The 24,848-nt window shown below is 72.0% G+C and carries 28 protein-coding genes; 14 read left to right on the forward strand and 14 right to left on the reverse strand.

Going from position 1 to position 24,848, the window contains the following annotated elements:
• Nucleotides 1-232: 232 nt before the first annotated feature.
• On the reverse strand, nt 233-1,261 hold the full coding sequence (locus AQJ54_RS21355; protein ID WP_062239736.1) for a hypothetical protein: 1,029 nt from the start codon (nt 1,259-1,261) through the stop codon (nt 233-235).
• Nucleotides 1,262-1,469: 208 nt separating this feature from the next.
• On the opposite strand from AQJ54_RS21355, the gene AQJ54_RS21360 reads away from it, so the two are divergent.
• The 3 genes from AQJ54_RS21360 (at nt 1,470) to tgmB (ending at nt 3,101) form a co-directional block, all read left to right on the forward strand.
• Entirely contained in the window at nt 1,470-1,787 is a 318-nt protein-coding gene (locus AQJ54_RS21360; protein WP_062020173.1) for a YkvA family protein, read from the forward strand.
• A 131-nt stretch (nt 1,788-1,918) separates the two neighbouring features.
• On the forward strand, nt 1,919-2,110 hold the full coding sequence (gene tgmA / locus AQJ54_RS21365; protein WP_020134687.1) for a putative ATP-grasp-modified RiPP: 192 nt from the start codon (nt 1,919-1,921) through the stop codon (nt 2,108-2,110).
• A 16-nt stretch (nt 2,111-2,126) separates the two neighbouring features.
• Nucleotides 2,127-3,101, forward strand: coding sequence for an ATP-grasp ribosomal peptide maturase (gene tgmB, locus AQJ54_RS21370; protein ID WP_062020175.1), 975 nt, complete (start codon nt 2,127-2,129; stop codon nt 3,099-3,101).
• 7 nt (nt 3,102-3,108) lie between these two features.
• Here the strand turns inward: tgmB and AQJ54_RS21375 are convergent, their stop codons facing one another.
• Nucleotides 3,109-3,324: a hypothetical protein gene (locus AQJ54_RS21375; RefSeq protein WP_020134689.1), complete on the reverse strand. Its 216-nt coding sequence runs from the start codon at nt 3,322-3,324 to the stop codon at nt 3,109-3,111.
• A 116-nt stretch (nt 3,325-3,440) separates the two neighbouring features.
• The gene (locus tag AQJ54_RS21380; protein ID WP_062239739.1) at nt 3,441-3,896 is read right to left on the reverse strand and encodes a hypothetical protein; all 456 of its coding nucleotides are present in this window, start codon (nt 3,894-3,896) and stop codon (nt 3,441-3,443) included.
• A 182-nt stretch (nt 3,897-4,078) separates the two neighbouring features.
• Between AQJ54_RS21380 and AQJ54_RS21385 the strand changes: the two genes are divergently transcribed.
• Nucleotides 4,079-5,053: a GlxA family transcriptional regulator gene (locus tag AQJ54_RS21385; RefSeq protein WP_062239741.1), complete on the forward strand. Its 975-nt coding sequence runs from the start codon at nt 4,079-4,081 to the stop codon at nt 5,051-5,053.
• A gap of 100 nt (nt 5,054-5,153) precedes the next feature.
• Here the strand turns inward: AQJ54_RS21385 and AQJ54_RS21390 are convergent, their stop codons facing one another.
• Entirely contained in the window at nt 5,154-5,396 is a 243-nt protein-coding gene (locus AQJ54_RS21390) for a DUF5133 domain-containing protein (protein ID WP_062020181.1), read from the reverse strand.
• A gap of 174 nt (nt 5,397-5,570) precedes the next feature.
• Here AQJ54_RS21390 and AQJ54_RS21395 point away from each other — a divergent pair, with 174 nt between their 5' ends.
• A complete protein-coding gene (locus AQJ54_RS21395) occupies nt 5,571-5,927 on the forward strand; it encodes a hypothetical protein (RefSeq protein WP_062239745.1) in 357 nt (118 codons plus the stop codon).
• A 69-nt stretch (nt 5,928-5,996) separates the two neighbouring features.
• Here AQJ54_RS21395 and AQJ54_RS21400 read toward each other — a convergent pair whose 3' ends face one another.
• Nucleotides 5,997-6,539: a hypothetical protein gene (locus AQJ54_RS21400; RefSeq protein WP_062239747.1), complete on the reverse strand. Its 543-nt coding sequence runs from the start codon at nt 6,537-6,539 to the stop codon at nt 5,997-5,999.
• Between the two features lie 28 nt (nt 6,540-6,567).
• Complete coding sequence (locus AQJ54_RS21405) at nt 6,568-7,116, reverse strand: ATP-binding protein (RefSeq protein ID WP_062020187.1); 549 nt, start codon at nt 7,114-7,116, stop codon at nt 6,568-6,570.
• 210 nt (nt 7,117-7,326) lie between these two features.
• On the opposite strand from AQJ54_RS21405, the gene AQJ54_RS21410 reads away from it, so the two are divergent.
• Nucleotides 7,327-7,557 carry a DUF397 domain-containing protein gene (locus AQJ54_RS21410; RefSeq protein WP_028809148.1) on the forward strand — a complete coding sequence of 77 codons (231 nt, stop codon included), beginning with the start codon at nt 7,327-7,329 and terminating at the stop codon, nt 7,555-7,557.
• Nucleotides 7,558-7,698: 141 nt separating this feature from the next.
• Nucleotides 7,699-8,616: a helix-turn-helix domain-containing protein gene (locus AQJ54_RS21415; protein WP_062239750.1), complete on the forward strand. Its 918-nt coding sequence runs from the start codon at nt 7,699-7,701 to the stop codon at nt 8,614-8,616.
• 10 nt (nt 8,617-8,626) lie between these two features.
• Here AQJ54_RS21415 and AQJ54_RS21420 read toward each other — a convergent pair whose 3' ends face one another.
• From AQJ54_RS21420 to AQJ54_RS21430, 3 genes are all read right to left on the reverse strand, one after another.
• Nucleotides 8,627-9,358 (reverse strand): class I SAM-dependent methyltransferase, encoded by a 732-nt coding sequence (locus AQJ54_RS21420; protein ID WP_062239753.1) that lies wholly within the window; start codon nt 9,356-9,358, stop codon nt 8,627-8,629.
• Nucleotides 9,359-9,495: 137 nt separating this feature from the next.
• Nucleotides 9,496-10,314, reverse strand: a complete 819-nt coding sequence (locus tag AQJ54_RS21425; protein WP_062020193.1) for an SAM-dependent methyltransferase — start codon at nt 10,312-10,314, stop codon at nt 9,496-9,498.
• A 156-nt stretch (nt 10,315-10,470) separates the two neighbouring features.
• A complete protein-coding gene (locus AQJ54_RS21430) occupies nt 10,471-11,328 on the reverse strand; it encodes an aldo/keto reductase (protein ID WP_062239756.1) in 858 nt (285 codons plus the stop codon).
• A gap of 247 nt (nt 11,329-11,575) precedes the next feature.
• Here AQJ54_RS21430 and AQJ54_RS21435 point away from each other — a divergent pair, with 247 nt between their 5' ends.
• Nucleotides 11,576-12,454, forward strand: a complete 879-nt coding sequence (locus tag AQJ54_RS21435; RefSeq protein WP_062239760.1) for a Gfo/Idh/MocA family protein — start codon at nt 11,576-11,578, stop codon at nt 12,452-12,454.
• 128 nt (nt 12,455-12,582) lie between these two features.
• On the opposite strand, the gene AQJ54_RS21440 is transcribed toward AQJ54_RS21435, so the two are convergent.
• The 3 genes from AQJ54_RS21440 to AQJ54_RS47620 all read right to left on the reverse strand — a co-directional run bounded on the left by AQJ54_RS21440 (nt 12,583) and on the right by AQJ54_RS47620 (nt 14,675).
• On the reverse strand, nt 12,583-13,479 hold the full coding sequence (locus AQJ54_RS21440; protein ID WP_062239763.1) for a GNAT family N-acetyltransferase: 897 nt from the start codon (nt 13,477-13,479) through the stop codon (nt 12,583-12,585).
• A gap of 305 nt (nt 13,480-13,784) precedes the next feature.
• Nucleotides 13,785-14,351 carry an MmyB family transcriptional regulator gene (locus tag AQJ54_RS47615; protein ID WP_346265467.1) on the reverse strand — a complete coding sequence of 189 codons (567 nt, stop codon included), beginning with the start codon at nt 14,349-14,351 and terminating at the stop codon, nt 13,785-13,787.
• 66 nt (nt 14,352-14,417) lie between these two features.
• Nucleotides 14,418-14,675, reverse strand: coding sequence for a helix-turn-helix domain-containing protein (locus AQJ54_RS47620; RefSeq protein WP_346265468.1), 258 nt, complete (start codon nt 14,673-14,675; stop codon nt 14,418-14,420).
• Between the two features lie 147 nt (nt 14,676-14,822).
• Between AQJ54_RS47620 and AQJ54_RS21450 the strand changes: the two genes are divergently transcribed.
• Complete coding sequence (locus AQJ54_RS21450; RefSeq protein ID WP_062239766.1) at nt 14,823-15,656, forward strand: SDR family oxidoreductase; 834 nt, start codon at nt 14,823-14,825, stop codon at nt 15,654-15,656.
• Nucleotides 15,657-15,804: 148 nt separating this feature from the next.
• Nucleotides 15,805-16,932 (forward strand): PP2C family protein-serine/threonine phosphatase, encoded by a 1,128-nt coding sequence (locus AQJ54_RS21455; protein ID WP_428843801.1) that lies wholly within the window; start codon nt 15,805-15,807, stop codon nt 16,930-16,932.
• On the opposite strand, the gene AQJ54_RS21460 is transcribed toward AQJ54_RS21455, so the two are convergent.
• Complete coding sequence (locus AQJ54_RS21460) at nt 16,889-19,162, reverse strand: MMPL family transporter (protein WP_062239776.1); 2,274 nt, start codon at nt 19,160-19,162, stop codon at nt 16,889-16,891. The two genes, AQJ54_RS21455 and AQJ54_RS21460, sit on opposite strands and share 44 nt — an antisense overlap.
• Nucleotides 19,163-19,353: 191 nt before the next feature.
• Between AQJ54_RS21460 and AQJ54_RS21465 the strand changes: the two genes are divergently transcribed.
• Together AQJ54_RS21465 and sthA are read left to right on the forward strand one after the other, a co-directional pair.
• A complete protein-coding gene (locus AQJ54_RS21465) occupies nt 19,354-19,560 on the forward strand; it encodes a hypothetical protein (RefSeq protein ID WP_062020208.1) in 207 nt (68 codons plus the stop codon).
• Nucleotides 19,561-20,147: 587 nt separating this feature from the next.
• Nucleotides 20,148-21,551, forward strand: a complete 1,404-nt coding sequence (gene sthA / locus AQJ54_RS21470) for a Si-specific NAD(P)(+) transhydrogenase (RefSeq protein WP_062239780.1) — start codon at nt 20,148-20,150, stop codon at nt 21,549-21,551.
• Between the two features lie 32 nt (nt 21,552-21,583).
• Here the strand turns inward: sthA and AQJ54_RS21475 are convergent, their stop codons facing one another.
• Nucleotides 21,584-22,051 carry a DUF5709 domain-containing protein gene (locus AQJ54_RS21475; protein WP_062239784.1) on the reverse strand — a complete coding sequence of 156 codons (468 nt, stop codon included), beginning with the start codon at nt 22,049-22,051 and terminating at the stop codon, nt 21,584-21,586.
• 346 nt (nt 22,052-22,397) lie between these two features.
• Here AQJ54_RS21475 and AQJ54_RS21480 point away from each other — a divergent pair, with 346 nt between their 5' ends.
• On the forward strand, nt 22,398-23,870 hold the full coding sequence (locus AQJ54_RS21480; RefSeq protein ID WP_062239788.1) for an APC family permease: 1,473 nt from the start codon (nt 22,398-22,400) through the stop codon (nt 23,868-23,870).
• A gap of 11 nt (nt 23,871-23,881) precedes the next feature.
• Nucleotides 23,882-24,844, forward strand: coding sequence for a hypothetical protein (locus AQJ54_RS21485; RefSeq protein ID WP_062020216.1), 963 nt, complete (start codon nt 23,882-23,884; stop codon nt 24,842-24,844).
• The last annotated feature ends 4 nt before the right edge of the window (nt 24,845-24,848 follow it).

Raw genomic sequence — 24,848 nt, forward strand, 5'->3', positions numbered from 1 at the left:
GTCAGCAACAGGGTTTCCAGCAGCTTGCGGCGGTCGGGAACCGGGTTTCCAGCGGCTTGGGGCGGTCGGCAACCGCGTTTCCAGCGGCTTGCGGCGGTCGGGAACCGGGTTTCCAGCGGCTTGCGGCGGTCGGCAACCGCGTTTCCAGCGGCTCGCGGCGATCGGCAACCGCGTTTCCAGCGGCGGCCGGCAGCCGCGGCATACGGCGGCCGCAACCGCCAGGGGGCCTCGGCTACGGCGTCAGCTGCGCGTCCGGCCGCTCCCGGGACGGTCTCTCCACGAGCCGCCGGTCCGCCGGGACCCGCTCCGGCCGGGCCGGCACCGCCAGTTGCACCACGAGTGCGGTCAGCGCCGCCAGGGACGCGCACACCGCCGCCGTACCGGCGATCCACGCCGGGGCGAACGGCAGCTCCAGGGCTTGGGACAACCCCGCCGAGCGGAAGCGGCCGTCGAGGAGCTGGCCCGCGGCCACTCCGGCCGGCAGGACCACCGCGAGGGCGAGGAGCGGCACGGCGGGCCGGATCGCCAGCAGGAGGGCCAGGGCGGCGCAGAGCGCCGAGACGCCCAGGGCGAACCCGTACACCGGCAGCGAGGCCCCGTCCCGGTGCGCCGGGAAGCAGAGGACGGCGCACACCAGCAGTGCCAGGGCGGCGAGGCGGCCGGGCCAGGCCGGAGTCCGCGCGGGCCGACGGAGTGCCGGGGGGTGCGGCGGCGGCGCCGGGAACACGTTCGCGACCGGCAGCTCGTACTCCGGCGGCGACTCCGCTGCCAGGAGCGGCTCGGACGGCTCGTGCGCCGGCCGTGCGGGCCGTTCCTCGGCCAGTCTGCCGATCAGCTCGACGAGTTCCTCGACGGGCCGTCCGGTCGCGGCCGCCCGCACCGCCTCCTGACCGCAGTGGGGTTCCAGCTCGGCGCGGTTAAGCAGGGACACCAGGCGGGTCACCTCCGCCACGGGGCGGGACTCGGCGGCGGCGCGGATCGCCTCGTCGGCGCTGTCCGGGTCGCGGGGCGGCCGGGTGAGCAGGGAGACGAGCCGGGTGACGTCCTCCACGGACCGGTCCATACCGACGGCACGGAGGGCCGCGGCCGTGGCCTGCGCGTACTGGGGCGACTGTTCCAGCAGGGTGATGAGGTGGACGACGTCCTCCAGGGGACGGTCGGCCACGGCGGCACGCACCAGGTCGCCGACGGTGTCGCCGTACGACGGCTCGATCGGTATGGCGGGGTCGTTCGGGCGGGGTGCTGACGGGCCGGTGGTCATGCTTCTGCTCCAGACACAGGGTGCGGTCGCTGCTACGCGCCCCCGTCGTGCGACCGCTTGAGGTCTCCCATTCGTAAGCGGGTCCACGACGGCGTGCCACTCGGATGAGCCACGGGTGTGAGTGCCGCCCTCGGCAGGCCTATTGCGGCCGGACGGGGGAATCCGTCGGACAGCGCTGCGTCGAGCGCCCCGAGGAGGAGGTCGGCCCGTGGATTCGACCACAGCACTGATCGTCGTCGTCGCGGTGCTCGCGGCGCTGGCGCTGGCGGTGGCCGTGGGACTGCTGGTACGGCTCGTCAGGACCCGGCGCGGGCTGCGCCGGGCGGGGCTGCCCACCGGCCCCCGCTGGGTGTTCTGGGGCGCGCTGCTCTACCTCGTGCTGCCCACCGATCTGGTGCCGGACCCGGTGTATCTCGACGACATCGGGGTCCTGCTGCTCGCGTTGCGCACGATGCGTGGTTCCGCCGCCGACCGGGCGGCGCTGCGGCTCGGCGAGGACGACCGGCCGGCCTCCCGCCGACCGTGATTACGCAGTGTAAGGAAACCAACCACCCGTTCGATTCGTATAAGTCTCTGGGAGCCGAAGGAAGTCGGTGACCCGACGGCGTCGTGGGGAGACGGCCGTCCGCTGGAAGCAGTACAGGCGAGGGAGAGACGATGCAACCGTTCGCGCTCAACTACGCACGCCCGGCAGCGGCGTTGGAGGCGACCACTCCGTACGTCTACGACTCCGGGCGGCAGTTGAACGTGCTCATGGACGGCCGGGTCGCGGCCCGCGACCACGCCCTGATGCGGGAACTGGGGACCACCACCTCCACGGCGGGCTCCAAGACTCACTTCGACGACTGAACACAGGTCGACACTGATGACCGTGTTGATTCTGACCTGCGAAGAGGATGTGACGGCCGACATGGTCGTGGTGCACCTCGACGCCACGGGGGTTCCGGTGGTCCGGCTCGATCCGGCCGATCTCACCGACGGGGTCGCGCTGTCCGGCGAGTACGTGCACGGCCGCTTCCGCGGCCATCTGTCGGCCGGCGGACGCCTGGTGGGCATCTCCGGGCTGCGTTCGATCTGGGTCCGCCGCCCGGGCACCCCGGCGGCCCGGGCCGCCGCGCCCTCGGAGTGGCTGACCGAGGAGTCCGGCCAGGCGCTGTACGGCATGCTGCGGGGCAGCGACGCCCGCTGGATGAACCATCCCGACGCGGCCCGCCGGGCCCGGCACAAGCCCTGGCAGCTACGGCTCGCGCAGCGCTGTTCGCTGCCCGTGCCGGCCACGATCGTGACAACGTTTCCGCAGGCCGCCCGGGAGTTCGCCGAGCGCTATCCGGATCTGGTGGTCAAGCCGGTCTCCGGCGCCCATCCGCAGGATCCGCCGCGGGCGGTGCCGACCAGCCGGGTCGCCCCGGACGCCGACTTCGCGGCGGTCGCGTTCGGCCCGACGCTGCTCCAGCGGCGGGTGGCCAAGCGGGCCGACATCCGCCTGACCGTCGTGGGAGAGACGATGCTGGCCGCCCGGAAAGCCGCCGGCCCGGACGACGAGGTGGACGTCCGGTTCGCCCGGTCCGCCTCCTCCTGGCAGCCGGTCGACGTCCCGCCCCGGGTCGCCACGGCGGTCGGCGAGTATCTCCGGGCCGCCGAACTGGCCTACGGCGCGTTCGACTTCGCCGAGGACGGGGACGGGACCTGGTGGTTCCTGGAGTGCAACCAGTCGGGGCAGTTCGGGTTCATCGAGGTGGAGACCGGTCAGCCCATCGCGCGCAGCATCGCCGCGTGGCTGGCCCGGCCTGGGCCGGAGGACCGCTCCTCCGCGAACGGGGCCGGCTCGGCGGTGAACTGAGGCCGGGTCAGTAGGGCCGGGGGGCGGCGGGCGGAAGCGCGGGCACCCAGCCCTGGCCGGGCTGGGCGGGACGCTCGGGGGCGGGCGGGGACATCAGGGACTGGTACGGCCGCATGACGTACTCCAGTTCCCTGCGTACGCGCTCGGCCTCCCTGCGGGTCAGAGCGGGGACGTCGCCGCGTTCGGCGACGAGTCGGTCGTAGATGGGGGAATCCTGGAACACCCGTCAACGCGCCTTTCGTTCTCACGGCCCACGCGCGTGGGCACGGCTGCCGAGTCTAGGCGCCCCCACGCACCGACGTGCGAATTACGGCGTCGGGCTTGACGGTCCGCAGGGCCTCATGCGCCCGTGGTGGACCCCGGGCGGACGATCATCAGGACGGTCACGGTCGCCCACAGCAGGTTGAAGACCCCGGTGAACATGGCGAGTTGAACCGTACCGCGGCGCTCGACGCTCCCCCGCCCGGTCAGTTCCTCGAGAAGTTCGCCCTGCCGGGGCAGCACGAAAGCGGCGAGGACGCCGGCGGCGGCAGCGGTGAGGGCCATGGACGCGGTCAGCCACGCGTCGCCGAGGACCCCCATCGCGGCCCCGGTGGCGACGCCCAGGACCGGGACGGCGATGCCTACAGCGGCGTAGGCGCGGCAGATGCGGTGCAGCAGACGGACCGTGCCGACCCCGGTCGCCTCCTCGTGAGCCCGGCGGACGGCGGGCGGGAACATGCTGGCCGCGACGGTCACCGGCCCGACGGCGACGATCGCGGCGAGGACGTGCAGGGCCAGCAGGAACTTGGTCATGGGGTGGGGTGTCCTTCTCCGGTGCGGTCGGCGGTGCCCGATCACCCTAGGAACCCGCGGGACGATCACACAGCGGCAGAAACGACAGCTTCCAACGGGTTCCCGCCAACCTCTCCGGCAGGGCGTTCCCACAGATGACCAGGGTGTACGGCCCTGGCGGGAATCCGCCTATCGTGGCGGGCATGCATTCCGTGGCGATCCTGGCTCTCGACGACGTGGTGCCCTTCGACATGGCGGCGCCCATGCAGGTGTTCGACTGGACGCGCCTGCCCGACGGCCGCCCCGGTTACCGCGTCCGCCTGTGTGCGGAATCACCCGAGGTACGCGCGGACGGCGGCTTCTCCCTGCGCGTCGAACACGGCCTCGACGCTCTCGCCGAGGCCGACACGGTCGTCGTGCCGGGCCGCTCCCCCGCGGCCGGACCACCGTCTCCGCGCGTCCTGGCCGCACTGCGGGACGCGGCGGCGGCCGGGACCCGGATCGCGTCCGTGTGCGTGGGCGCGTTCGTGCTGGCCGAGGCGGGACTGCTGGACGGGCTGCGCGCCACCACCCACTGGGTGGCCGCGGACGAGCTCGCGCGGCGTTTCCCCGCCGTCGAGGTCCAGCCCGACGTGCTGTACGTGGACAACGGTCAGATCCTGACCTCGGCCGGCGCGGCCGCCGCCCTCGACATGTGTCTGCACATGATCCGCCGGGACCTGGGCTCGGCCGTCGCCGCGCACGCCGCCCGGATGTCGGTCATGCCGCTGGAGCGGGAGGGCGGACAGGCCCAGTTCATCGTGTACGACCATCCGCCGGTGCCGCGCGGTTCGACGCTGGAGCCCGTGCTGGAGTGGGTCGAGGACAACCTGGCCCACGAGATCACCCTCGGGGCGATGGCCGCACGGTCGGGGATGAGCGAGCGCACCTTCAGCCGCCGGTTCCGTGAGCAGACGGGCAGCACGCCCTTGCAGTGGCTGCTGCGGGCCCGGGTGCGACGCGCCCAGTACCTGCTGGAGAACACCGCGCACCCGGTCGAACGGATAGCGCGGCAGGCGGGGTTCGGCTCCCCGACGGCCTTCCGGGAGCGGTTCCGCCGGGTGGTCGGCACCACTCCGCAGTCCTACCGGGCGGCCTTCCACGCGAAGGACGCGGTCCCGGCGGCGGCCCGAATCTGACCGCCCGCCGGGTCCGGCGTCATGGGCCCTGCGCTCCCGGGCCGGGCGCTGCACTCCCGGGCCGGGCCCTGTGCGTCCCGGGCGCGGCGGCCCGGTTTCCTCAGACGGCCAGCGGCAGGCCGCTCTCCCCTTCGGGGTCCGTGTGTCCCACGGTCGGCAGCAGGGCGTCCGCCCTGGCCACCGCCTCGGCGACGTCGGTGGTGCCCATCATCACGCACAGTGAGTAGCTGACGTCGGCCAGCTCACGGGCCGTCGCCGGCCTCTCCCGCTCCGCCTGCGCGATCCTCAGCGACGCGTAGCGGGTCAGCAGCGTTCTGACGGCCTTCGGGTCCGGCACGAGCACGAAGTGCCCCTCTCTCGATTTTTCGCTGCGTATGCCCGGTCTGGCCCGGACCAATCCCATCGGCCGCCGTCCGGCACGCAATTGGCGCAATACCGTGCGACCGCACCCGCTTCCCCGAGGGGTCGCAAACCGTTGGACAAGGGGCATCCCTCGCACCATGAACGGTATACGCCCATGAACCGCTCCGCAGGACTCCTCAGTGCCCTCTACCTCGCCACGACCACGGGACTCGTCTGGACGGCGGCCCTGACGCTGCGCGACGGCCCGGCGTGGGCCGCGTGTCTGTTCGCGGCGGCGAGCCTGGTGCCGGTGATCGCCGTCGTGCGGGAGTGCGTCCTCTGCGACCAGCGGCAGGCTCTGGCCGAGATGCGCAGGAGCACGGCCGCTCCGGGCGGCCCCGGCGCGGAGGCGGCCGACGCGATCGTCCGCGCCGAGCTGAAGACCGCGTGCTGCGAGCGCTGGTGGACGAGCTGCGGCACCGACCACGACTCGACGTGCCCACGCCGGGTGCCCCGGAGCAGCGCGGCGTGACATCCAGCGGCCGGCCGGTGGTTCGGGCGAGCTGCCTGCCATGCGGCAGGGGTGTAGGCGCCGCCGCTCCTACTCGTCCAGAGCGCGCGCGAGTTCCGTGGTGGCGTGGGCGATCTCCGTGTCGTCGTCGGCCATCAGGCTCTTGAGGGCACCGCTCTTGGCCCGGACGGCCTGGCGGGCCTGGCGCTCCCAGACCACCGGGTTCTCACGGTGGTTGAGCAACTTGGGGTAGACGGCCGCGGTGCTCTCCCACTGGCGGGCCCCGGCGATGCTCCTGAGCAGCTGGATGATCTCGGCCCGGCAGGTCACCTGCGGCAGTTGGGCGAGCTCCCAGAGGAAGGGGACGGTGGCGGCGGTGGCCTGCTCGACGACGAAGCCGTACTGGCAGATGCGCCGGCGCAGATCGACGAGGGCGGCACCGGCGGTCTCGGGATCGCCCCAGGCGACGCTGTTGAGGAGGAGCGGGATCGCCGCCGCGTTGCCGGTGGAGTCCTGGATCTCGCCCCAGGGGACCCGGCTCAGTGCCGTGAGGGGCGTGGTGCGCGCCACCCCGGCGGTGGGAGCGGGGCTGCTGGTGCGCTCGTGGCTCGGCTGGTCCGGAGCGGTGCGCATGGCGTGAGACCTTTCCGCGGCGGTCATGTCAGGGAGGAGGGGCGGTCGACAGCTTGGCCCAGACGGTCTTGCCGGCCGGGGGCCGCGAGGTCCAGCCCCACTCCTCCGCCAGGGCGTCGACGATGTACAGCCCCCGGCCGTGCTCCCGCAGGGCGCAGTCGTCGGTGGGCGTGTACGCGGGTGGTTCGTCCCCGGGATCGGAGACGGTGACCAGCAGATGGCCGGGGCCCAGGGACAGCCCCAGCCACACCTCGGCCGAACCGTCCGCCGCCGGCCGGAGCACCGCGTGGGCCACGGCGTTGGCGGCGAGTTCGGTGATCACGAGGGTGGCGTCGTCGCTGCGGTGGCCGATCGACCAGCCGCCGAGAGTCTCGCGGGTGAAGGCACGGGCCCGGGCGAACCCCTCCCCGCTGCACGCCACGAGTAACGCGGCGGAGACCAGGGGTCCGGCCGAGGGCGGGCGCCGGGCGCCGAGGGGATCCGGGCGCCGCAGGGACACACCGGCCGTGCCCGCATCACCCGCCCCCGGCACAGCCTCGCCCGGCGGCCGGAGTACATCTTTCGCAGGTGATGACACGGCATCTCCCTGATGCGACGTCAAGACGGGGCGCAACCGCAGGGGTTGACGCTGGAGCTATTATCCACGCTGAAGGCGCCCGCGTGCAATTGCACGAGAAATTGCGCGAAGGACGGGTGGGGCCACGGAGGTTGTGGATGTGCGCCCCCTCCCGGCCGGGCGGCCGGGCGACACGGCTCGGCGCCGTACGTGAACAGCAAGGAGACAGCAGTGCCACGAGTGCAGAACGGAGTGCGGGCGAGCTCGCTCGACGCCCGCTGGGTCAAGAGCCGTCACAGCAACGCCGAGGGCAACTGCGTCGAAGTGGCCTCACTGGTCGACGGTGGGGTCGCGGTGCGCAACTCCCGCTACCCCGACGGTCCCGCGCTGGTCTACACACCGGCCGAGGTCGCGGCGTTCGTCGCCGGCGCGAAGGACGGTGAGTTCGACCACCTGCTCTGAGGCGCGGGAGGGGCGTGCGAGGGGCGTGGGGACTCCGGCCTCAACTCCCGTACGCCGACCGGCTCCTACGGAATGATGCGGTACGGCCACGCTGCGTGCGATAGTGTGAGTCGTCTCTGTGCCGGTTTACTGGGAGTCAGGATGTCTGCCGCGTCCCACCGCATCTCCCGCCTGGAACCGTACCTGGACCGGTCCGAACCTGCTCCCACGCTGCTGAAGATGCTGGTCGGCGTCCAGTTGGCGGGCTTCCGGGAGGATGCCGGGCTCGCCCAGGACCAGGCGGCGAAGTCCCTCGGGTTCAGCCCCGCCAAGCTGTCCCGCATCGAGTCGGGCACGGGCCGCAGGCCCCCGTCGGAGAGCGACGTCCGCGCCCTTCTGGAGCTGTACGGCACCGAGGACTACGAGTCCTCGGTGCTCCTCAAGCTGCTCCAGCGCGCCGGAGAGCCGGGCTGGTGGCAGCGCTACGACAAGCGGCTGATGCCGGAGTGGTTCGACCGGCTGGTGGGGCTCCAGGAGGCGGCCGCGGCCATCCGCACCTTCGAGATCCAGTACGTCCCCGGCCTGCTCCAGACCCCTGACTACACCCGGGCCGTGGTGGAGCGCGGACTGCCGACCGCGCCCGCGAGCGAGGTGAACCGGCGCGTCGAACTGCGCACCCGGCGCGCCCAGTTGCTGCTGCGCCAGGACGCACCTCAACTGTGGGCGGTCATCGACGAGTCCGTGCTGCTGCGGGTGCTGGGCAGCCGGGAGGTCATGCGGGACCAGCTCGCGCACCTCGTCGAGATGGCCCAGCGTCCCAACGTGACCCTGCAGATCATCCCGTTGGACGTGACCAACGCCTCCGCCCCGGCCATCCCGATCACCTATCTGCGCTTCGGCGGTCTCGATCTGCCGGACGTCGTCTATCTGGAGCACATCAAGAGCGCCAACTTCCTGGAGGACCGGGACGAGACGGAGGAGTACCGCCTCGCCCTGGACCGGCTGGCGGACGACGCGCTCGAACCCCGGGCCTCGCTCGAGCGGTTGCGCGAGACGATGGACAGCCGTTACGGCGGCTGACGGTCCGACGTCAGTGGTCGCGCCCGAACAGGGCGGTCCAGAGGAAGGGTTCACCGAAGCGTGGCGACTCGGGCGGTTCGTCGTGCATGCGCCGCAGTTCGATCTCCGTGAGATCGCGGAAGATCCGGCGCAGGGAGTCCGCGCTGTAGGCGAGGCCGCCGTCGAGCCGGCCCTGCCGGTACAACTCCTCGTCGGACAGCTCCGATCCCATGGCGCCGTCGGTGAAACAGACGAGGCCGAAGCGACCGCCGGGTGCGAGATGCCGCTCCAGCAGGGCGAGGTAGCTGACGCGGCGGTGCGGTGGCAGGTGGTGGAAGCAGCCGGAGTCGTAGATCAGGTCGTAGTCGCCGCGGAGTTCGGTGCCCGCCAGACGGAAGGCGTCGCCGCACAGGAAGCGCACCTCGCCGGGCACCTCGCGGGCGCGCTCGCGGGCCCAGTCGATCGCCGCGGGTGAGAGGTCCACGGCGTCGACCTCGAAGCCGAGCGAGGCGAGATACACCGCGTTGCGGCCGGGACCGCACCCCAGGTCGAGGGCACGGCCGGGGGTGACGAGACCGCGGTCGACGTACGACACCAGGTTCTCGTCGGGTGCGTCCGCGAAGAAGGGCACCGGCCGGGAGCGGTCGGCGTAGAAGCCGTCCCACCAGGAACCGGCGTCCGCCGTCCAGCGGTCGGCCTGGGGAGGGAAGAGGGTGTCGAGGAGTCGGAGGACGTCCTCGGTGGTGCGGATGGTGCGGTCCATGTCCGTGGCGTCCCTTCCCGGACGTGCCTGGTGCGTGGCGCAGGGCTGAACCACCGACCCTCAGCGCGCTGTCGCCGACACACGTGTGCCCCTGGCACCGGACCTTCGCAGGCGGGCCAAGGGCATCGGTGCGCGGGTCAGACCAGTCGGCCGACTCCGCCGAACTCGATCCACTCGTGGGTGAGCTGGCGGGGGGCCACCTCGGAGTCGGGACGCCAGGTGGAGACCTCCACGAGGCCCGGCTCCAGGATCTCCAGACCCTCGAACCACTCGGCGACGTCCTTCGGCTCCCGCACCCGGCCCCAGTGCCCCTGGGTCGCCTTGTCCATGAAGTCCGTGACGAAGGCCCGCACTTCGGCGTCCTCGCTGACCAGCTGGCACATCACCATGAAGCTGCCCGGCGCGAGGCGCTCGCGCACCCGGCGGGCCAGGGCGGCCGGCCCGTCGGTGTCGCTGTCGGGGATGCAGTGCATGACCGAGTTGAACAGCACGGCCACCGGCTGGGAGAAGTCGATCAGGCGCTTGGTGTCCTCGTGGTCGAAGATCGCCTCGGTCTCCCGCATGTCCGCGTGGATGACGGCGGTCCGCTCGTCCTGCTCCAGCAGCGCGCGGCCGTGCACCAGGACCATCGGGTCGTTGTCCACGTAGACGACGTGCGAGGTGGGGTCGATGCGCTGGGCGACCTGGTGGACGTTGTCCTGCGTGGGCAGGCCGGATCCGTGGTCGAGGAACTGACGGATGCCGTGCTCCGCGGCGAGGGTCTTTACCACCCGCTGGAGGAACCGCCGGTTGTTCACGGCCAGCCTGCGGGTGCTGGGGACGACCTTGTCGAGTTCCTCGCAGGCCGCGCGGTCGGCCGCGTAGTTGTCCTTGCCGCCCAGATAGTGGTCGTACATACGCGCGGCCGTGGGTACGGATGCGTCGATCGAGGTGGACAGCTTCTTACCGGTGCTCATCTTTCCCCCAGCTATTGCCGCCAACTGGCCTGGCAGGGCAGGGAGTCCATCCTAGAGACACCACGATCGCCGGTGCCAGTCCGCACGGGGTCAAATGCCACGGACCAGCGACGTGGCGAACCTGGGGGACGGCACCGGCGAGAGCCCGTGGGGATGTCAGGCGGCGTCCAGCTCGGCGAGTTCGTCCGCGCCGAGCACCAGGTCGGTGGCGGCGAGGGAGTCGCGGATGGTCTCCGGGCGGCTCGAGCCCGGGATCGGTACGACGACCGGGGACTTGGCGAGCATCCAGGCCAGGCAGACGCGCTGCGGGCTGACGCCGTACTTCTCGGCGATCCGCGCGAACGGGGCGTGCGCAGAGCCCAGTTCGCCGGCGCGGGAGATACCGCCGAGCGGGCTCCAGGGCAGGAAGGCGATGCCGAGCTCGTCGCACAGGCGCAGCTCGGGCTCGCTGGAGCGGAAGGCCGGGGAGAACTGGTTCTGCACGGAGACCAGTCGGCCGCCGAGGACGTCGTTGGCCAGCCGGATCTGTTCCGGGTTCGCGTTGGAGACGCCCGCCATGAGGATCTTGCCCTCGTCGAGGAGGTCGCGCACGGCGCCCACGGACTCCTCGTAGGGGACGCGGGGGTCGGGGCGGTGGAACTGGTACAGCCCGATCGCCTCGACCCCCAGCCTGGTCAGGGACGCCTCGCAGGCCTGCTTGAGGTGCCGGGGGCTGCCGTCGAGGGTCCAGCTGCCGTCACCGGGGCGCAGGTGGCCCCCCTTGGTGGCGACGAGGACGTCACCGCCCCGCTCGTGGGAGGCGAGCGCCTTGGCTATCAGGGTCTCGTTGTGGCCGACCTCGTCGGCGTCGCGGTGGTAGGCGTCGGCGGTGTCGATGAGGGTCACGCCCGCGTCGAGCGCGGCGTGCACGGTGGCGATGGAGCGTTCCTCGTCCGGTCGCCCCTCGATGGACATGGGCATCGCGCCCAGGCCGATCGAGCTGACGTCGACATCACCGATGCGGCGGGTGTGCATGGCTTCTGACCTCTTTCGGCTGTCCAGCGGAACCGAGCTCGCACCGGCGGGGCGGACGAGCTCCTTCCAGGGTGGCCGCCTTCCGACTCGAGGGTCCAATAGAAGAATGAGAACGGATTCAGCGACCGGAGAACTGAATGGCGGTGGTTGCGCGGCGGCCACCCGGGTGTGACACGCTCACCTCGACCGCCCGGTGGCACCGTGGCCGGTCGTGGTGGGAATCGGCTGTGGTGAGAGAGGCGGCGGCATGCGTATCGGACTGCTCGGAACCGGTCCCTGGGCCCGGATGGCCCATGCCCCCGCGCTCAGTGCGCACCCGGACGTGGACTTCGCCGGGGTGTGGGGGCGCCGTCCGGACGCCGCCAAGGAGGTGGCCGACGAGCACGGGACACGTGTGTACGACGACGTCGACGCGCTCCTGGCCGACGTGGACGCGGTCGCCGTAGCCCTGCCACCGGGCGTGCAGGCCGATCTCGCGGCGCGGGCCGCGCGGGCGGGACGCCATCTGCTGCTGGACAAGCCGCTCGCCACGACGGTCGAGCAGGGGCGGGCGGTGGTCGAGGCCGTCCGGGAGACCGGGGTCGCCTCGGTGGTGTTCTTCACCTCGCGCTTCCTGACCGAGACCGAGGCGTGGATCACTGAACAGGCCTCGGTGGACGGCTGGTTCACGGGCCGGGCCGAGTGGCTCGGGTCGGTGTTCACCGGCGAGAGCCCGTTCTCGGACTCGCCGTGGCGGCGGGAGAAGGGCGCCCTGTGGGACGTGGGCCCGCACGCCCTCTCGGTGCTGCTGCCGATCCTGGGCGAGGTGCGCGAGGTGGCCGCGGCCGCGCACGGCCCCGGGGACACGGTCCACGTGGTGCTGCGGCACGCCTCCGGCGCGTCGAGCACCCTGACACTGAGCCTGACGGCTCCGCCCGCGGCGGCGGGAGCGGGCGTGGAACTGCGGGGCGCGGGCGGAGTGGCCCGGCTCCCTGAGTCGTCCGAGGGCGCCGTACCGGCCCTGATCCGAGCCACCGACGCACTCCTCACCGCCACCCGCACCGGCCGCCCCCACCCGTGCGACGCCGCCTTCGCCCTGCGCGTCACGGAGATCCTGACGGAGGCGGAGGCGTTGCTGGAGCGGTAGCGGTAGCGGTAGCGGTAGCGGTAGCGGTAGGCACCGGAACCGAGCCCGCTCCCCCTCGATGCGCAGTAGGACCTCGAACCCCGGGCCGGCGGTGAAACGGCCCGGGGCCAGGCAGGCTCAGGTGAAGGTCAATCCGCTTGCCCGGGAACGAAGTTCAACCGTTCCCGCACCACCGGATAACCCGCCTTGGTGAAGTTGGCGGCCATCGGGAAGTTGCCCTGGTCCGTCGCCGCGGAGACGAAGTCGGCGCCCTGCTCGGCCAGGTAGTGGGTGCACTCGGCGAGGAGGTCGTAGGCGTAGCCGTGGCCCCGGTGCTCCGGGACGACCCCGATGAAGCCGACGCAGGGGCCCGACGGGTTGTGGGCCGGGATGTGGATGCCAACCGTGTCGCCCTCGGGGGTGTACGCGATCTGCCACCACTCGCGGGGCGAGGGGCACCAGTGGAAGAAGTCGAGTTCCTCCTGGGCCGCCCGGTCGAGTCCGCCCTCCTCGATGGCCTTGAGGGCGTGCGCGTCGAGGGTGGCGGAGTGGATGCGGCGCAGGAGGCCGAAGAAGACGGCGTCGTCCGGTTCGGGGCGGAACGCGAGGCGTCCGGGGCGATCGGGCAGTCCGCACTCCGGTGTCCAGCGGTACAGGAAGCGCTCGACCATCAGCTCCTGCCCGGCCTTCCGCGCGGCGCTGAAGCAGGTCTCGGCGGCCGCCCGCAGCGTCGGGTCCGCGCGCCAGCCCGCGGGCAGGTTCATCTCCAACTCGACCTGCCAGGGCGCGGTGCGCAGGAGCTCGGCGCCGGCCTCCTCCTCCCCCTCGGCCACGTCGAACCAGTTGATGTTGAGGGGCGCGGTGGCGTCGGGGCCGCCCCACCAGGCACCGCGCGCCACGACCCGACCGTCGCGCAGGGCCACGCGCTTCCAGTCGGGTCGGTGGCGGGTGAGCCGGTGGGACTCGCGGGCGCCGAGCGGGTCGGGCAGGGCGTCGAACAGGTGGGCGTCGCTCTCGTCGAGCGCGCGAATGACCAGATCGGTCATGGGTGGGTTCCTCCGGGATGCGTACTGCGTGGGGCGCTCCCGGTCAGACGAGGCACGCCGGGACGACGGAGAGGGAGCGCTGGACGGTCGTGAACTGCATGGCACTCGCCTCCTTCCGCTGGTCCCCAGGCGTGGCGGCTCACGCTACGGGATCCGTGCGGCGGCGTCCACCGGCTTTCGTGCGCAACTGCGTTGCCGCTGAAGCGACTTGGCCGGTCCTTGCACTGACCGACACAAAGCGGTGCATCGCGGGCTTGGGCTCGGGCAGGACGCCTCCACGAAGTCCTGCGGATCGGCCTGAGTCGTCACTGCTGGGTTGCGTCTCTGTGCTCCTGGGGCCGCTCCGTTGCCTGCTGAGGCCGAGGCTCGGAGGCTGCCCACGAGGCGAGCAGCGCCAGCCGCTGGGCGGAAACACTGCCCGGTTCCGCGTGATGGACCACCATCAGGAGCCCGTCGGTGCCGACGACGGCGTACTTCTCCCGCCGCAGGCAGAGGTCACCGACCTGAGGGTGGCGGATCACTCCGGCGTCGCTGCCCGCGCGGCGTACCTCGTGCCGTGCCCACAGTCGGCGGAACCGCTCGCTCTTGAGGGAGAGTTCCCCGACGAGCGCCTGGAAGCGCTCGTCGTCGGTGTCGGTGCCGACCTCGGCACGCAGCTGGGCGACGACGCCGGCGGTGTTCTGCTCCCAGTCGGGGTGATAGTCCGCCGCCAGCGGATCGGTGAACAGGGCGATCAGACGGTTCGTGCCCGGCGCCATGAGCGGCGAGAGCGCCACCGCCAGGGGGTTCGCGGCCAGCACGTCGCGGTACCGGTTGACGACGAAGGCGGGCACGTTGAGCGTGTCGAGCAGCATCAGCGTCCCTGTCGGCACGCGCTCGGCACGTCGCCCGGCCCGGCGTCGGACACGCGGCCGGGCCAGCTCCATGAGATAGGCGGTCTACTCGGTGTCGAGCTGAAGGACACCGGCCAGGGCCTCGAGCACCTGGACCGACGGGTGACGGTCGCGGCCCTGCTCCAGCCGAAGGTAGTACTGGGCGCTGACGCCGGCCAGAAGCGCGACCTCCTCGCGCCGCAGACCGGGGACGCGCCGAAGCCCGCGCGCGGGGATGCCGACGTCCTCCGGACGAACGAGCTCGCGCCTGGCGCGCAGAAAGGCGCCGAGGGCGTTGCCTCCCTCTGCCGATGTCGCTGCCATGCGGCCACAGTAGGCGCTCGGCGGGCAGGGACGACATCGGCGTGACTGTCCCTGTCACTACCAGTGACACGGGGGATCTCCCTGCCCGCACGCGGCCGACGGAACCTGGGGACGACCACCTGAGACCTGACAGAGGGACGACACACCATGTCGCAGGACACCTGGTTCATCACGGGCATCAACAGCGGCTTCGGCCGCGCGCTCACCGAGCAGCTCCTTGCCGCGGGCCATCGCGTTGCGGGCACCGTCCGCAAGGAGGGGTCGGTCGACGATCTCACCGGGAGGTACGGCGACCGGCTGTGGGTCGCACGGCTCGATCTCACGGACAGGGCGAGGATCCGCACGGTCGTGGACCGGGCCTTCGCCGACCTGGGCCGCATCGACGTGGTGGCCAACAACGCCGGCTACGGGCTGTTCGGGGCAGCCGAGGAGCTCACGGACGACCAGATCGACCACATCCTCGCCACCAACCTGACCGGTTCGATCCACGTCGCTCGCGCCGCCCTGCCCCACCTCCGGGCGCAAGGCCGTGGTCGGATCATCCAGCTCTCCACCTACGGCGGTCAGGCCACCCACCCCGGCGCCTCGCTCTACCACGCCGGCAAATGGGGCATCGAAGGGTTCATGGAATCCCTCGCCAAGGAGGTCGCCCCGTTCGGCATCGAGGTCACCATCGTCGAGCCGGGCGGAGCCCGCACCGAATTCCGCTACGACAGCCTCCGCACCGCGGCCCCGATGCCGGCGTACGACGACAGTCCCGCCGCGATGACCCGCGCGGCCGGCGACCGCAGCCGTCCCTCGCTCGGCGACCCCGCCAAGATGGCCGCCCGCATCATCGAGAGCACCACCCGGACTCCCGCCCCGCTCCGGCTCGTCCTCGGCAGTGACTCCCATCGGTTCATCACCACCGCCCTGCGCGACCGCCTCGCGGACATCGAGCCCCAGGCCCGTACGGCCGCCTCCACCGACTGGACCGGCTGACCCTCGGGCCGCCTTCGACATGGCCGACTTCGCCTCCTACGTCCAGGACACCGCACCGACCGGGACACGGCTGACGCTCACGCCCTTCCAGGGGTCCGCGAGGACGGTTCGGGGTGCGGCGCCCGGCGTGGCGTAGCAGCGTAGTGGTGTGAGCGGAGTGGGCGGCCGGTCGGCGCGCCGCGACCGGGACGGTCGGACCTGGCTGCGGGGCGGCGCGCCGCCGCCCCGCTGGGTGCGGGTGCTGCCCGCCGCCCTGCTGGCCGGGGTGTGCGTGTCGACCCTCGTGAGCCCGGATCCCCTGGACATCGGGTTCCTGCTGGGTGCCATCCCGCCGCTGGCCGTGCTGTCGTACGGCCCGGCGGCGACCGCGGTGCTCGGTGTGCTGGTCCTGGCCGTGCTGAACATCCCGGCGTTCCGGCTGAACGACCCGGGTGCCGAGGACGCCCTGACCGTGGGCTTCGTCGCCGCTCTGAGTGTGCTCGTCTCCTACGTCCGCAGTCGGCGTGACGCGCAGCTGGTGACCGAGCGCGCGGTCGCCGAGGCCGCTCAGCGGGCCGTCGTACCGCCGCTGCCGGAGCGGGTGGGCGGCGTGCGGTGCGCGGGGCTGTACGTGGCCGCGCAGCAGGGGACGCTGGTGGGCGGCGACTTCTTCGACGTCCGGGAGGGGCCCTGCGGGGTGCGTGCGGTCATGGGCGATGTGCAGGGACACGGGCTGTCGGCCGTCGCGACCGTCGCCTCCCTGCTGGGGGCGTTCCGGGAGGCGGTCCTCGACCGGCCCGACCCCGAGTCCGTGGCGGCGCGGCTGGACCGCAGGCTGATGGTGGACTCCGCGGCCGTACGGCACTCGGAGCTGTTCGCGACGGCGGTGGTGCTGGAGTTCGGCGGTGGCGCGAGGGCGGTGCGGATCGTGGCCTGCGGTCAGCCCGGCCCTGTGCTGCTGCGGGACGGGCGGGCCGTGGAGCTGGACGCGCCGGTGGGGACCCCGCTCGGTCTCGGTCTGTCCGACGGGACGCCGGCCGGGCTCACGGTCCCGCTGCGGCCCGGCGACCGCCTCTTCCTGGCCTCGGACGGCGTCTGGGAGGCGCGGGACTCCGCCGGGGCCTTCTACCCGCTGCTGGACCGGCTGGTCGAGTTCTCGGCCGACGGCCCGGACGGCCCGGTGCCGCTTCCGGTGCTCGCCGAGCGGGTGTGGACCGACCTCGTGCGCTACGCCCCGGAGCTCGACGACGACGTCACGATGCTCGTTCTCGCGCCCGGCCCTGTCGAACCGCGCTGACCGCCTCGTCCGTCTCGTGCTCCCCCTCGGCGTCGATGTGCGGGAGGATCCGGTCCAGCCACCGGGGCGTCCACCAGGCGTGCCGGCCCAGCAGGGTCATGACGGCCGGGACCATGAGCAGCCGTACGACGGTCGCGTCGATCAGCACGCTCACGGCGAGGCCCAGTCCGAGCATCTTGACCACGATGTTGTCGCTCACGATGAACGCGGCGAAGACGCTCACCATGATCAGCGCGGCGCAGGTGATGACCCGCGCGGTGATCTCCAGGGCGTGCGCGACGGAGGCCTTGGCGTCCCCGGTGCGCAGCCAGGCCTCGTGGACGCGGGAGAGCAGGAAGATCTCGTAGTCCATGCTCAGTCCGAAGATGATCGCGAACATCATCATCGGCACATAGCTCTCGATGGGCACCTTCCCGGAGACCCCGAGCGCGGGGCCGCCCCAGCCCCACTGGAAGACGGCGACGACGACGCCGTAGGAGGCGGCGATGGACAGGACGTTGAGGACGGCCGCCTTCACGGCGACGAGCAGCCCGCGGAACACCGCGAGGATGACGAGGAACGCGAGGGCGACGACCACGCCGATGATCAGCGGCAGCCGGCCGGCGACGATGTCCCGGAAGTCCACCTGGGCGGCCGTGGTGCCGGTGACGTAGCCCTTGGCGTCGGTGCCGGAGACCGCGGCGGGCAGGGTGGTGTCGACCAGGCGGTTGGTGAGGTCGGTGGTGGTGGCGCTCTGCGGGGACTCCTTGGAGTACACGGTGGCGAGCAGCACGTCCCCGTCCTGGGTGGGGTTCAGCTGGGTGACCGTGGCGGCGCCGGGCACGGCGTTCAGGGTCTTCTGGGCCTGCGTGGACAGGTTCGAGCGCTGGGACGACGGTACGGAGGTCTGGTCGATGACCACGGTGAGGGGGCCGTTGGAGCCGGGTCCGAAGGCGTCGGTCATCAGGTCGTAGGCGCGCCGGTCGGTGAAGGAGGTGGGGTCGGCGCCGTCGCCGATGTGGCCCAGCTGGATGGAGAACAGCGGGATGGCGAGGATCGCGACGGTCGTCACGCCCGCGGCCAGGTACTGCCACGGCCGCCGCTCGACCCGTTGGGCGTAGCGGTGCCACGTGCCGTGCGGTGTCTCGCCCTCGGGGGCGTCGGTCTCGGCGACCGGGCGGCGCACGTGGTAGCGGTCGATACGTCTGCCGATCAGGCCCAGCAGGGCCGGGACCAGGGTCAGGGCGCCCAGGACCGCGGAGACGACGGTCACCGCCGCGGCGACTCCCAGTTTCCCGATGAACCCCACCCCGGACGCGGACAGCCCGGCAAGGGCGATGATCACCGTGCAGCCGGACACGAGGACGGCCCGTCCGCTGGTGGCGGTGGCCCGGCCCGCCGCGTGCACCGGATCCTTGCCGTCCATGAGGCTCTGCCGGTGGCGGGTGATCTGGAAGAGCGCGTAGTCGATGCCGACGCCCAGTCCGATCATCGTGGCCAGGGTGGGCGAGACGGTCGCGAAGGTGAAGGCCGCCGCGAGCAGGCCGAGGCAGGCGAGTCCGCCGATCACGCTGATCAATGCGGTCACCAGGGGGATGCCGGCGGCGATGACACTGCCGAAGCCGATGAGCAGGACGACGATGGCCACGGCGAACCCGATCAGCTCGCTGATCTTGTCGTTGGCGGCGGGCCGGGCCAGTTCGCCGAGGGGTCCGCCGTACTCGACGTCGGCCCCGGCCGACCGCAGGGGCTGTACGGCACTGTCCACGCCGTGCAGGTAGCCGTCGCCCAGCGTGGAGGGCTGGACGTCGAAGCGGACGGTGATGTAGCCCGTCTTCCCGTCCGAGGAGACCGGTCCGACCTTGGAGGCGGGCACGGAGAGCGGGTTCTGGGCCGCCAGGACGTGGGGGAGTTTCTGGAGGTCGGCGACGGTCGTGGACATCTGGGAGCCGAGGGAGGTGAGCGCCTTGTCACCGTCGTGCAGGACGATCTGGCTGCTGTAGCCGCCGGCCGCCGGGTCGTGCTTCTTCAGGACGTCGAGGCCCTCCTGCGACTGCACGCCGGGCAGGGAGAAGTTGTCGGAGTAGTCCCCGCCGAAGGAGCGGTTCAGGGCCTGGAGGGCGACCAGGGCCACCAGCCAGGCCACCACGACGATCACGAAGTGCCGGGCGCACCACTCCCCCAGTCTGCGCAGCACGCCCTTCGGTGCCTGGGCCTGCTTCTCCGTGCTCTTCCGGCTGGTGGTGGACATGGCGTCGTCTTCCCTGCCGTCCCCGAGTGCTCAGTACCCCCATTACACGCCTGTCGCATCACCGGGGCATCCCGAAGACGCGTCGCCGCGGCGGCTCCGGATGCAGGGTCGGCCCGGGCGTTGAATGGTGATATCGGACCCGTTGACCTCACCGGGGCCGCATCGCCTTCCGGATCCGAGGAGCCGAGATCATGCCGACGTCACAGCCCGACGCGTCCGGGTCCTTCGAGGACCGCGCCACCCCGGACGCCCTGCTCCACGCCCGTACCGGCACCGAGGTGTCGCCGGAGGACGTCGTCCTCGCCTCGGGCAAGGACATCACCCCGCACAACCTGGAATGGGCCCGGCGCAAGCTGGCGGCGGAGGGCCCGGCGGCCCTGGACAAGCTGCTGCCGTAGGGAGGGCCGGGGGACCTGGCTGTCGCGGGGCAGCCGGGTCCGCGCATCGCCGTGACACCGCGACTCGCCCTCCAGGCACGGCACTTGGACCCGCCGGATGAGGGGGGTGGGCGAACCCGGCGCCGTTCCGGGGCCGTTCGGCACGGCCGGTCTGCGGCGCGGCTGTTCTTCGGGGACGGCCTCGGGGGCCCACGCAAGCCGGCCGCGGAGGGCCCGGCGGCCCTGGACAAGCTGCTGCCGCAGCGGGGGCCCGGACCCGGCTGTCGTGCGACGCCTCGCCCCGTCGGTCGTCCGGCTGCCGCGCCCGGCGTACGCCGCTGTCGTGCGCAGCCGGATCCGGTGCCCCCTCCGGTGCAGACGGCTGTCGTCCGGCAGCCGCGTCAGGACGTCCCCGTACCGCCGCGACTCGCCCTCCAGGCACAGCACTTGGACCCGCCGGAGGGGCGTGGTGAGGGATCCGCCGCCGTCCGGGGGCGTTCGGCCGGCACGGTCCGCCCGTTCGCGGCGCGGCTGTCCTTCGGGGACGCCAGGGCCGGTTGGCCGCTCACCCTTTCGGAAGGGGCCCACCGGCTGCCAGACTTGCGAGGGTGCCCGACTTCGACATGCTCGTCATCGGATCCGGTCCGGGTGGCCAGAAGGCCGCCATCGCCGCGGCCAAGCTGGGCCGCCGGGTCGCCGTCGTCGACCGCCCCGACATGGTCGGCGGGGTCTCCATCCACACCGGCACCATCCCCTCCAAGACGCTGCGCGAGGCGGTGCTGTACCTGACCGGTCTCACCCAGCGCGACCTGTACGGACAGAGCTACCGGCTCAAGGAGGACATCACCGTCGCCGACCTGACCGCGCGCACCCAGCACGTGGTCGGCCGCGAGGTCGACGTGATCCGCAGTCAGCTCTCCCGCAACCACGTCTCCCTCTACGGCGGCACCGGCCGCTTCGTCGACGACCACACCGTCGCCCTGCGCGAGGTCACCGGCCACGAACGGCTGCTCAGCGCCGAGCACATCGTGATCGCCACCGGCACCCGGCCCGCCCGGCCCGACAGCGTCGAGTTCGACGGCCGGACCATCATGGACTCGGACAACGTGCTGAACCTGGAACGGGTTCCGCGGTCCATGGTCATCGTCGGGGCCGGTGTCATCGGCATGGAGTACGCGTCCATGTTCGCCGCGCTCGGCAGCAAGATCACGGTGGTCGAGAAGCGCGCCGGGATGCTCGACATGTGCGACGTCGAGGTGATCGAGTCCCTCAAGTACCACCTGCGGGACCTCGCGGTGACGTTCCGCTTCGGGGAGACCGTGGCCGCGGTCGAACGCCATCCCCGCGGCACGCTGACCGTGCTGGAGAGCGGCAAGAAGATCCCGGCCGACGCGGTGATGTACTCGGCCGGCCGGCAGGGGCTCACCGACGGCCTCGACCTCGACAAGGCGGGCCTGTCGGCGGACCCCCGCGGCCGGATCACCGTGGACGAGCACTACCGCACCGAGGTGCCGCACATCTACGCCGTCGGCGACGTGATCGGCTTCCCGGCACTGGCGGCCACCTCGATGGAGCAGGGGCGGGCGGCGGCCTACCACGCCTGCGGCGAGCCGGTCGGGCAGATGCACAACCTCCAGCCGATCGGCATCTACACCATCCCGGAGATCAGCTTCGTGGGCCGGACGGAGGATCAGCTCACCGAGGACCGGGTGCCGTTCGAGGTCGGCATCTCCCGTTACCGGGAACTGGCCCGCGGGCAGATCATCGGCGACTCGCACGGCATGCTGAAGCTGCTGGTCTCCGCCGAGGACCGCTCCCTGCTCGGCGTGCACTGCTTCGGCTCCGGCGCCACCGAACTGATCCACATCGGCCAGTCCGTGATGGGCTGCGGCGGCACCGTCGACTACCTGGTCGACGCGGTGTTCAACTACCCGACGCTCGCCGAGTCGTACAAGGTGGCCGCCCTGGACGCCACGAACAAGCTCCGCCAGATCGACCGGATCGGGGACTGAAGCTCAGCCGCGCCGGGCCGCCGGGGCCTGCCTCAGGGCGCCTCGGGGTCCTCGATCACGTGCATGGCGGCCTCCTCGGCACCGGCCGCGCCCGCGTCGATGCCCACGTCGGTGGCGACCTCCTCCTTGACGGTGTCGGAGTGGGCGCCCTCGTCGGGGGCCACGAGACGCCCGGCGCGCTCGCCGCCGGCCTCGGGATCGACCGGCTCGCCCTCGCCGCCGGGGAGGTCGCCCACTCCGTCGCCGACGGGTTCACCGGCCTCGGGGACCTCCTGGGCGAGGCGCTGGTCGAGGGTCTCGCCGTCGTGCTGCTCGGCCGCGGTGGTGCCGTACCGGGTCACACCGAGGGGCTTCTCCGGCGGCGAGTAGCCCTCGTCGAGGGTGTCGTCGTAGGTCCGTTCGTCCAGGGCGTCCTGGAGGTCGAGCGGGGCCGCGTCCTCCTGCTCCTCGTTGGTGCCGGTGGGCTGGTAGACGTCGTCGGCCATCGGGTCGCCGGACATGAATGTCTCCTTCGCGCATGGGTTGATCCACGGTCCTGATCCGCGTTTCCCCGAACGCGCTGTCCAACCTCAAAAGGTGCGCGGAGCACGGCTTTCACCGTTTCGGAAGGTTACCCCCCAGTTAATCTTGAAGGGTCAAGGAATAGGGCTATCATCACACGCACACACGGAGTGACCGTCGGCCCACACAGCGATCGGGCGGCCCCCGTATGCCTCGACTCCTCTCGACACCTCCCCCGGCCGAGGCCATCCCTCTACGGTCCCGGGGCGGAGCCACCCCCCACTCCTCTGCGCCGTACGGTCCCCCCGCGGCCGTACGGCGTGCCCTACGGAAAGCAGCGCAACCATGAGCATCAACAGGGGCAGAGGGCTCCAGGCCAACGCCCTCGGGACCTTCGACACCGTGGTGATGGCCGTCGCGGGCAGCGCGCCGGCCTACTCGATCGCGGCGACCACCGCGGTCCTGGTCGGCGCGGTGGGTCTGGCCAGTCCGGCGGCTCTGCTGTACTGCGCGATACCCATGCTGGGCATCGCCCTCGCGTTCAGCTACCTCAGCCGCATCGACGTGAACGCGGGCGCCAGTTACTCCTGGGTGGGCCGTACGCTCCATCCCTTTCTGGGCTTCGTCAGCGGCTGGGCGCTGGTGATCTCGGCGACCATCTTCATGGTGGCCGGTTCGCTGCCCGCCGGTTCGATGACGCTGTCCCTCTTCGACCAGGGCCTCGCGGACAACACCGCGCTGTCGACCGTGGTGGGCGCGGCCTGGTTCGTGCTGATGCTGCTGGTGGTGCTCGGTGGCGCCCGGCTCACGGTGCGCGCCCAGCTCATCATGTCCGGCGTCGAACTGGCGATCCTCGCGCTGTTCGCGGTCCTCGCCCTCTTCCACACGGGCGGCGCACACGCCTTCGACTGGTCCTGGCTGGGCTTCAGCCACTTCGACGGCATGCAGGGCTTCGCCTCGGGCGCGCTGATCGCCGCGTTCTACTACTGGGGCTGGGACGTCACCAGCAACCTCAGCGAGGAGACCCGCAACAGCCGCCGTACGACGGGCCTCGCGGGCCTCATCGGCGTCGGCATCGTCTTCCTGCTGTTCGAGGTGTTCACCATCGCGGTGAACGTCATCCTCACCTCGAAGCAGATCGACGACAACAACGCCAACGTCCTTGCCGTGCTGGGCGACGAGGTCCTGCCGGGCTGGGGCGGCAAGCTGCTGATCGTCGCCGTGATGCTGTCGACCATCGCCACCCTGGAGACCACGCTCATCCAGGTCACGCGCTCGCTGTTCGCGATGGGCCGGGACCGCACGATGCCGTCCGCGCTGGGCCGGGTGCACCGCCGCTGGAACACCCCGTGGGTGGCGATCGTGGTGGTCGGCGCGGTGGCGCTGGCGATGTTCATCGCCTCCAACGCGCTGGGCTCGGTGGGCGACATCCTCTCCGACGCGATCTCCGCGATCGGCCTCCAGATCGCCGTCTACTACGGCCTGACGGGCCTCGCCGTGGTCGTCGCGTACCGCAAGATGCTGCTGAAGTCCCCGACCGACTTCCTGCTCGGCGGGCTGTGGCCGCTGCTGGGCGCGCTGTTCATGTTCTGGATCTTCGTGGAGTCGCTGGGCGACCTGAGCACGGCGGCGATCTCGATCGGCGTGGGCGGTCTGGCCGTGGGGCTGGTTCCGATGCTCTGGTACTGGAGGAAGGGCAGCGACTACTACCGGCCCGCGCGGCTCGACGCGAGCCGTACGGTCGCGACGGACTGGGTTCCCGACGGCGCGGCGGCCGGGCCCTCGCTGGTCCACGAGGGTCTCCCGACCGACTTCTGAGGGGTTGTGCGATGGCGAGAGACCGTTTCACCCCCGAGTTCGACCCCGACTGCGGGGACGTCCCCCTCACCACCGCCCGCCAGGACATCGTCATCGGCCGCTGGCAGGGGCTGCGGGAACTGCTGCGCGCGACCGGCCCCGACTGGCTCGCGCGGGGGCACCGGGTCCGCACGCTCGCGCAGGCCTGCGCGGGGAGTTCCACGGTGGAGTCGTGGCTGGCGGCCGAGCCGCACAACGGCGACGCGCTGGTGCTGCGGGCGGCCACCGAGACGGCCCGGGCGTTCAACCTGGCCATCGCGGCGGGGCGGGGGATGCCGATCGACCAGCGCCGGATCGACGCGGCGGTGATGGCCTGTCTCCAGGCGTCCGAGGCCTTCGTGGACGACCCGACGCCGTGGATCTCGCTGATCTCGGTGGCCCGGCTCTACCCGGCCGGGGTGCGGCGGCAGGAACTGGGCCGCTGGTGGGACGAGTTGCACGCCCGGGATCCGTACAGCGTGGAGGGCCACCTCCAGGTGCTGCACTACTACTCGTCGCGCTGGCACGGCTCGAACGGCCTGATGTACGACTTCGCCCGCGACGCGGCCGGGGTGGCGCCGCCGGGTTCCGCGCTGCCGGTGCTGGTGCAGTACGCGCGGGTCGAGGAGTACCGGGCGGCGGTGGACGCGGCCGACGGGGACCGCAAGGCGTCCGTGGGGCTCGGGCAGCACTGGAAGCACGACGGGGCGGTGAGTGACGTACGGCGGACCTGGCAGCGCTGGATCGTGGGCCGCAGTGACCCCACCGTGCACCCGGGCGAGCTCCGCGACCTCAACTACCTGGCTCACGCCGCCTGTCTGGCGGGCCTCGCGGAGGTCGCCGTCCCCCTGCTGCGCATGCTGGACCGCCGCGGCACGCGCGCCCCGTGGTCGTACACCGGGGAGGCGGAACAGCAGTTCACCAAGTGGCGCAAGGAGTTCAGGGTGCGCACCTGAGCTG

Source organism: Streptomyces griseorubiginosus, assembly GCF_001514195.1.
GTDB lineage: Bacteria > Actinomycetota > Actinomycetes > Streptomycetales > Streptomycetaceae > Streptomyces > Streptomyces griseorubiginosus.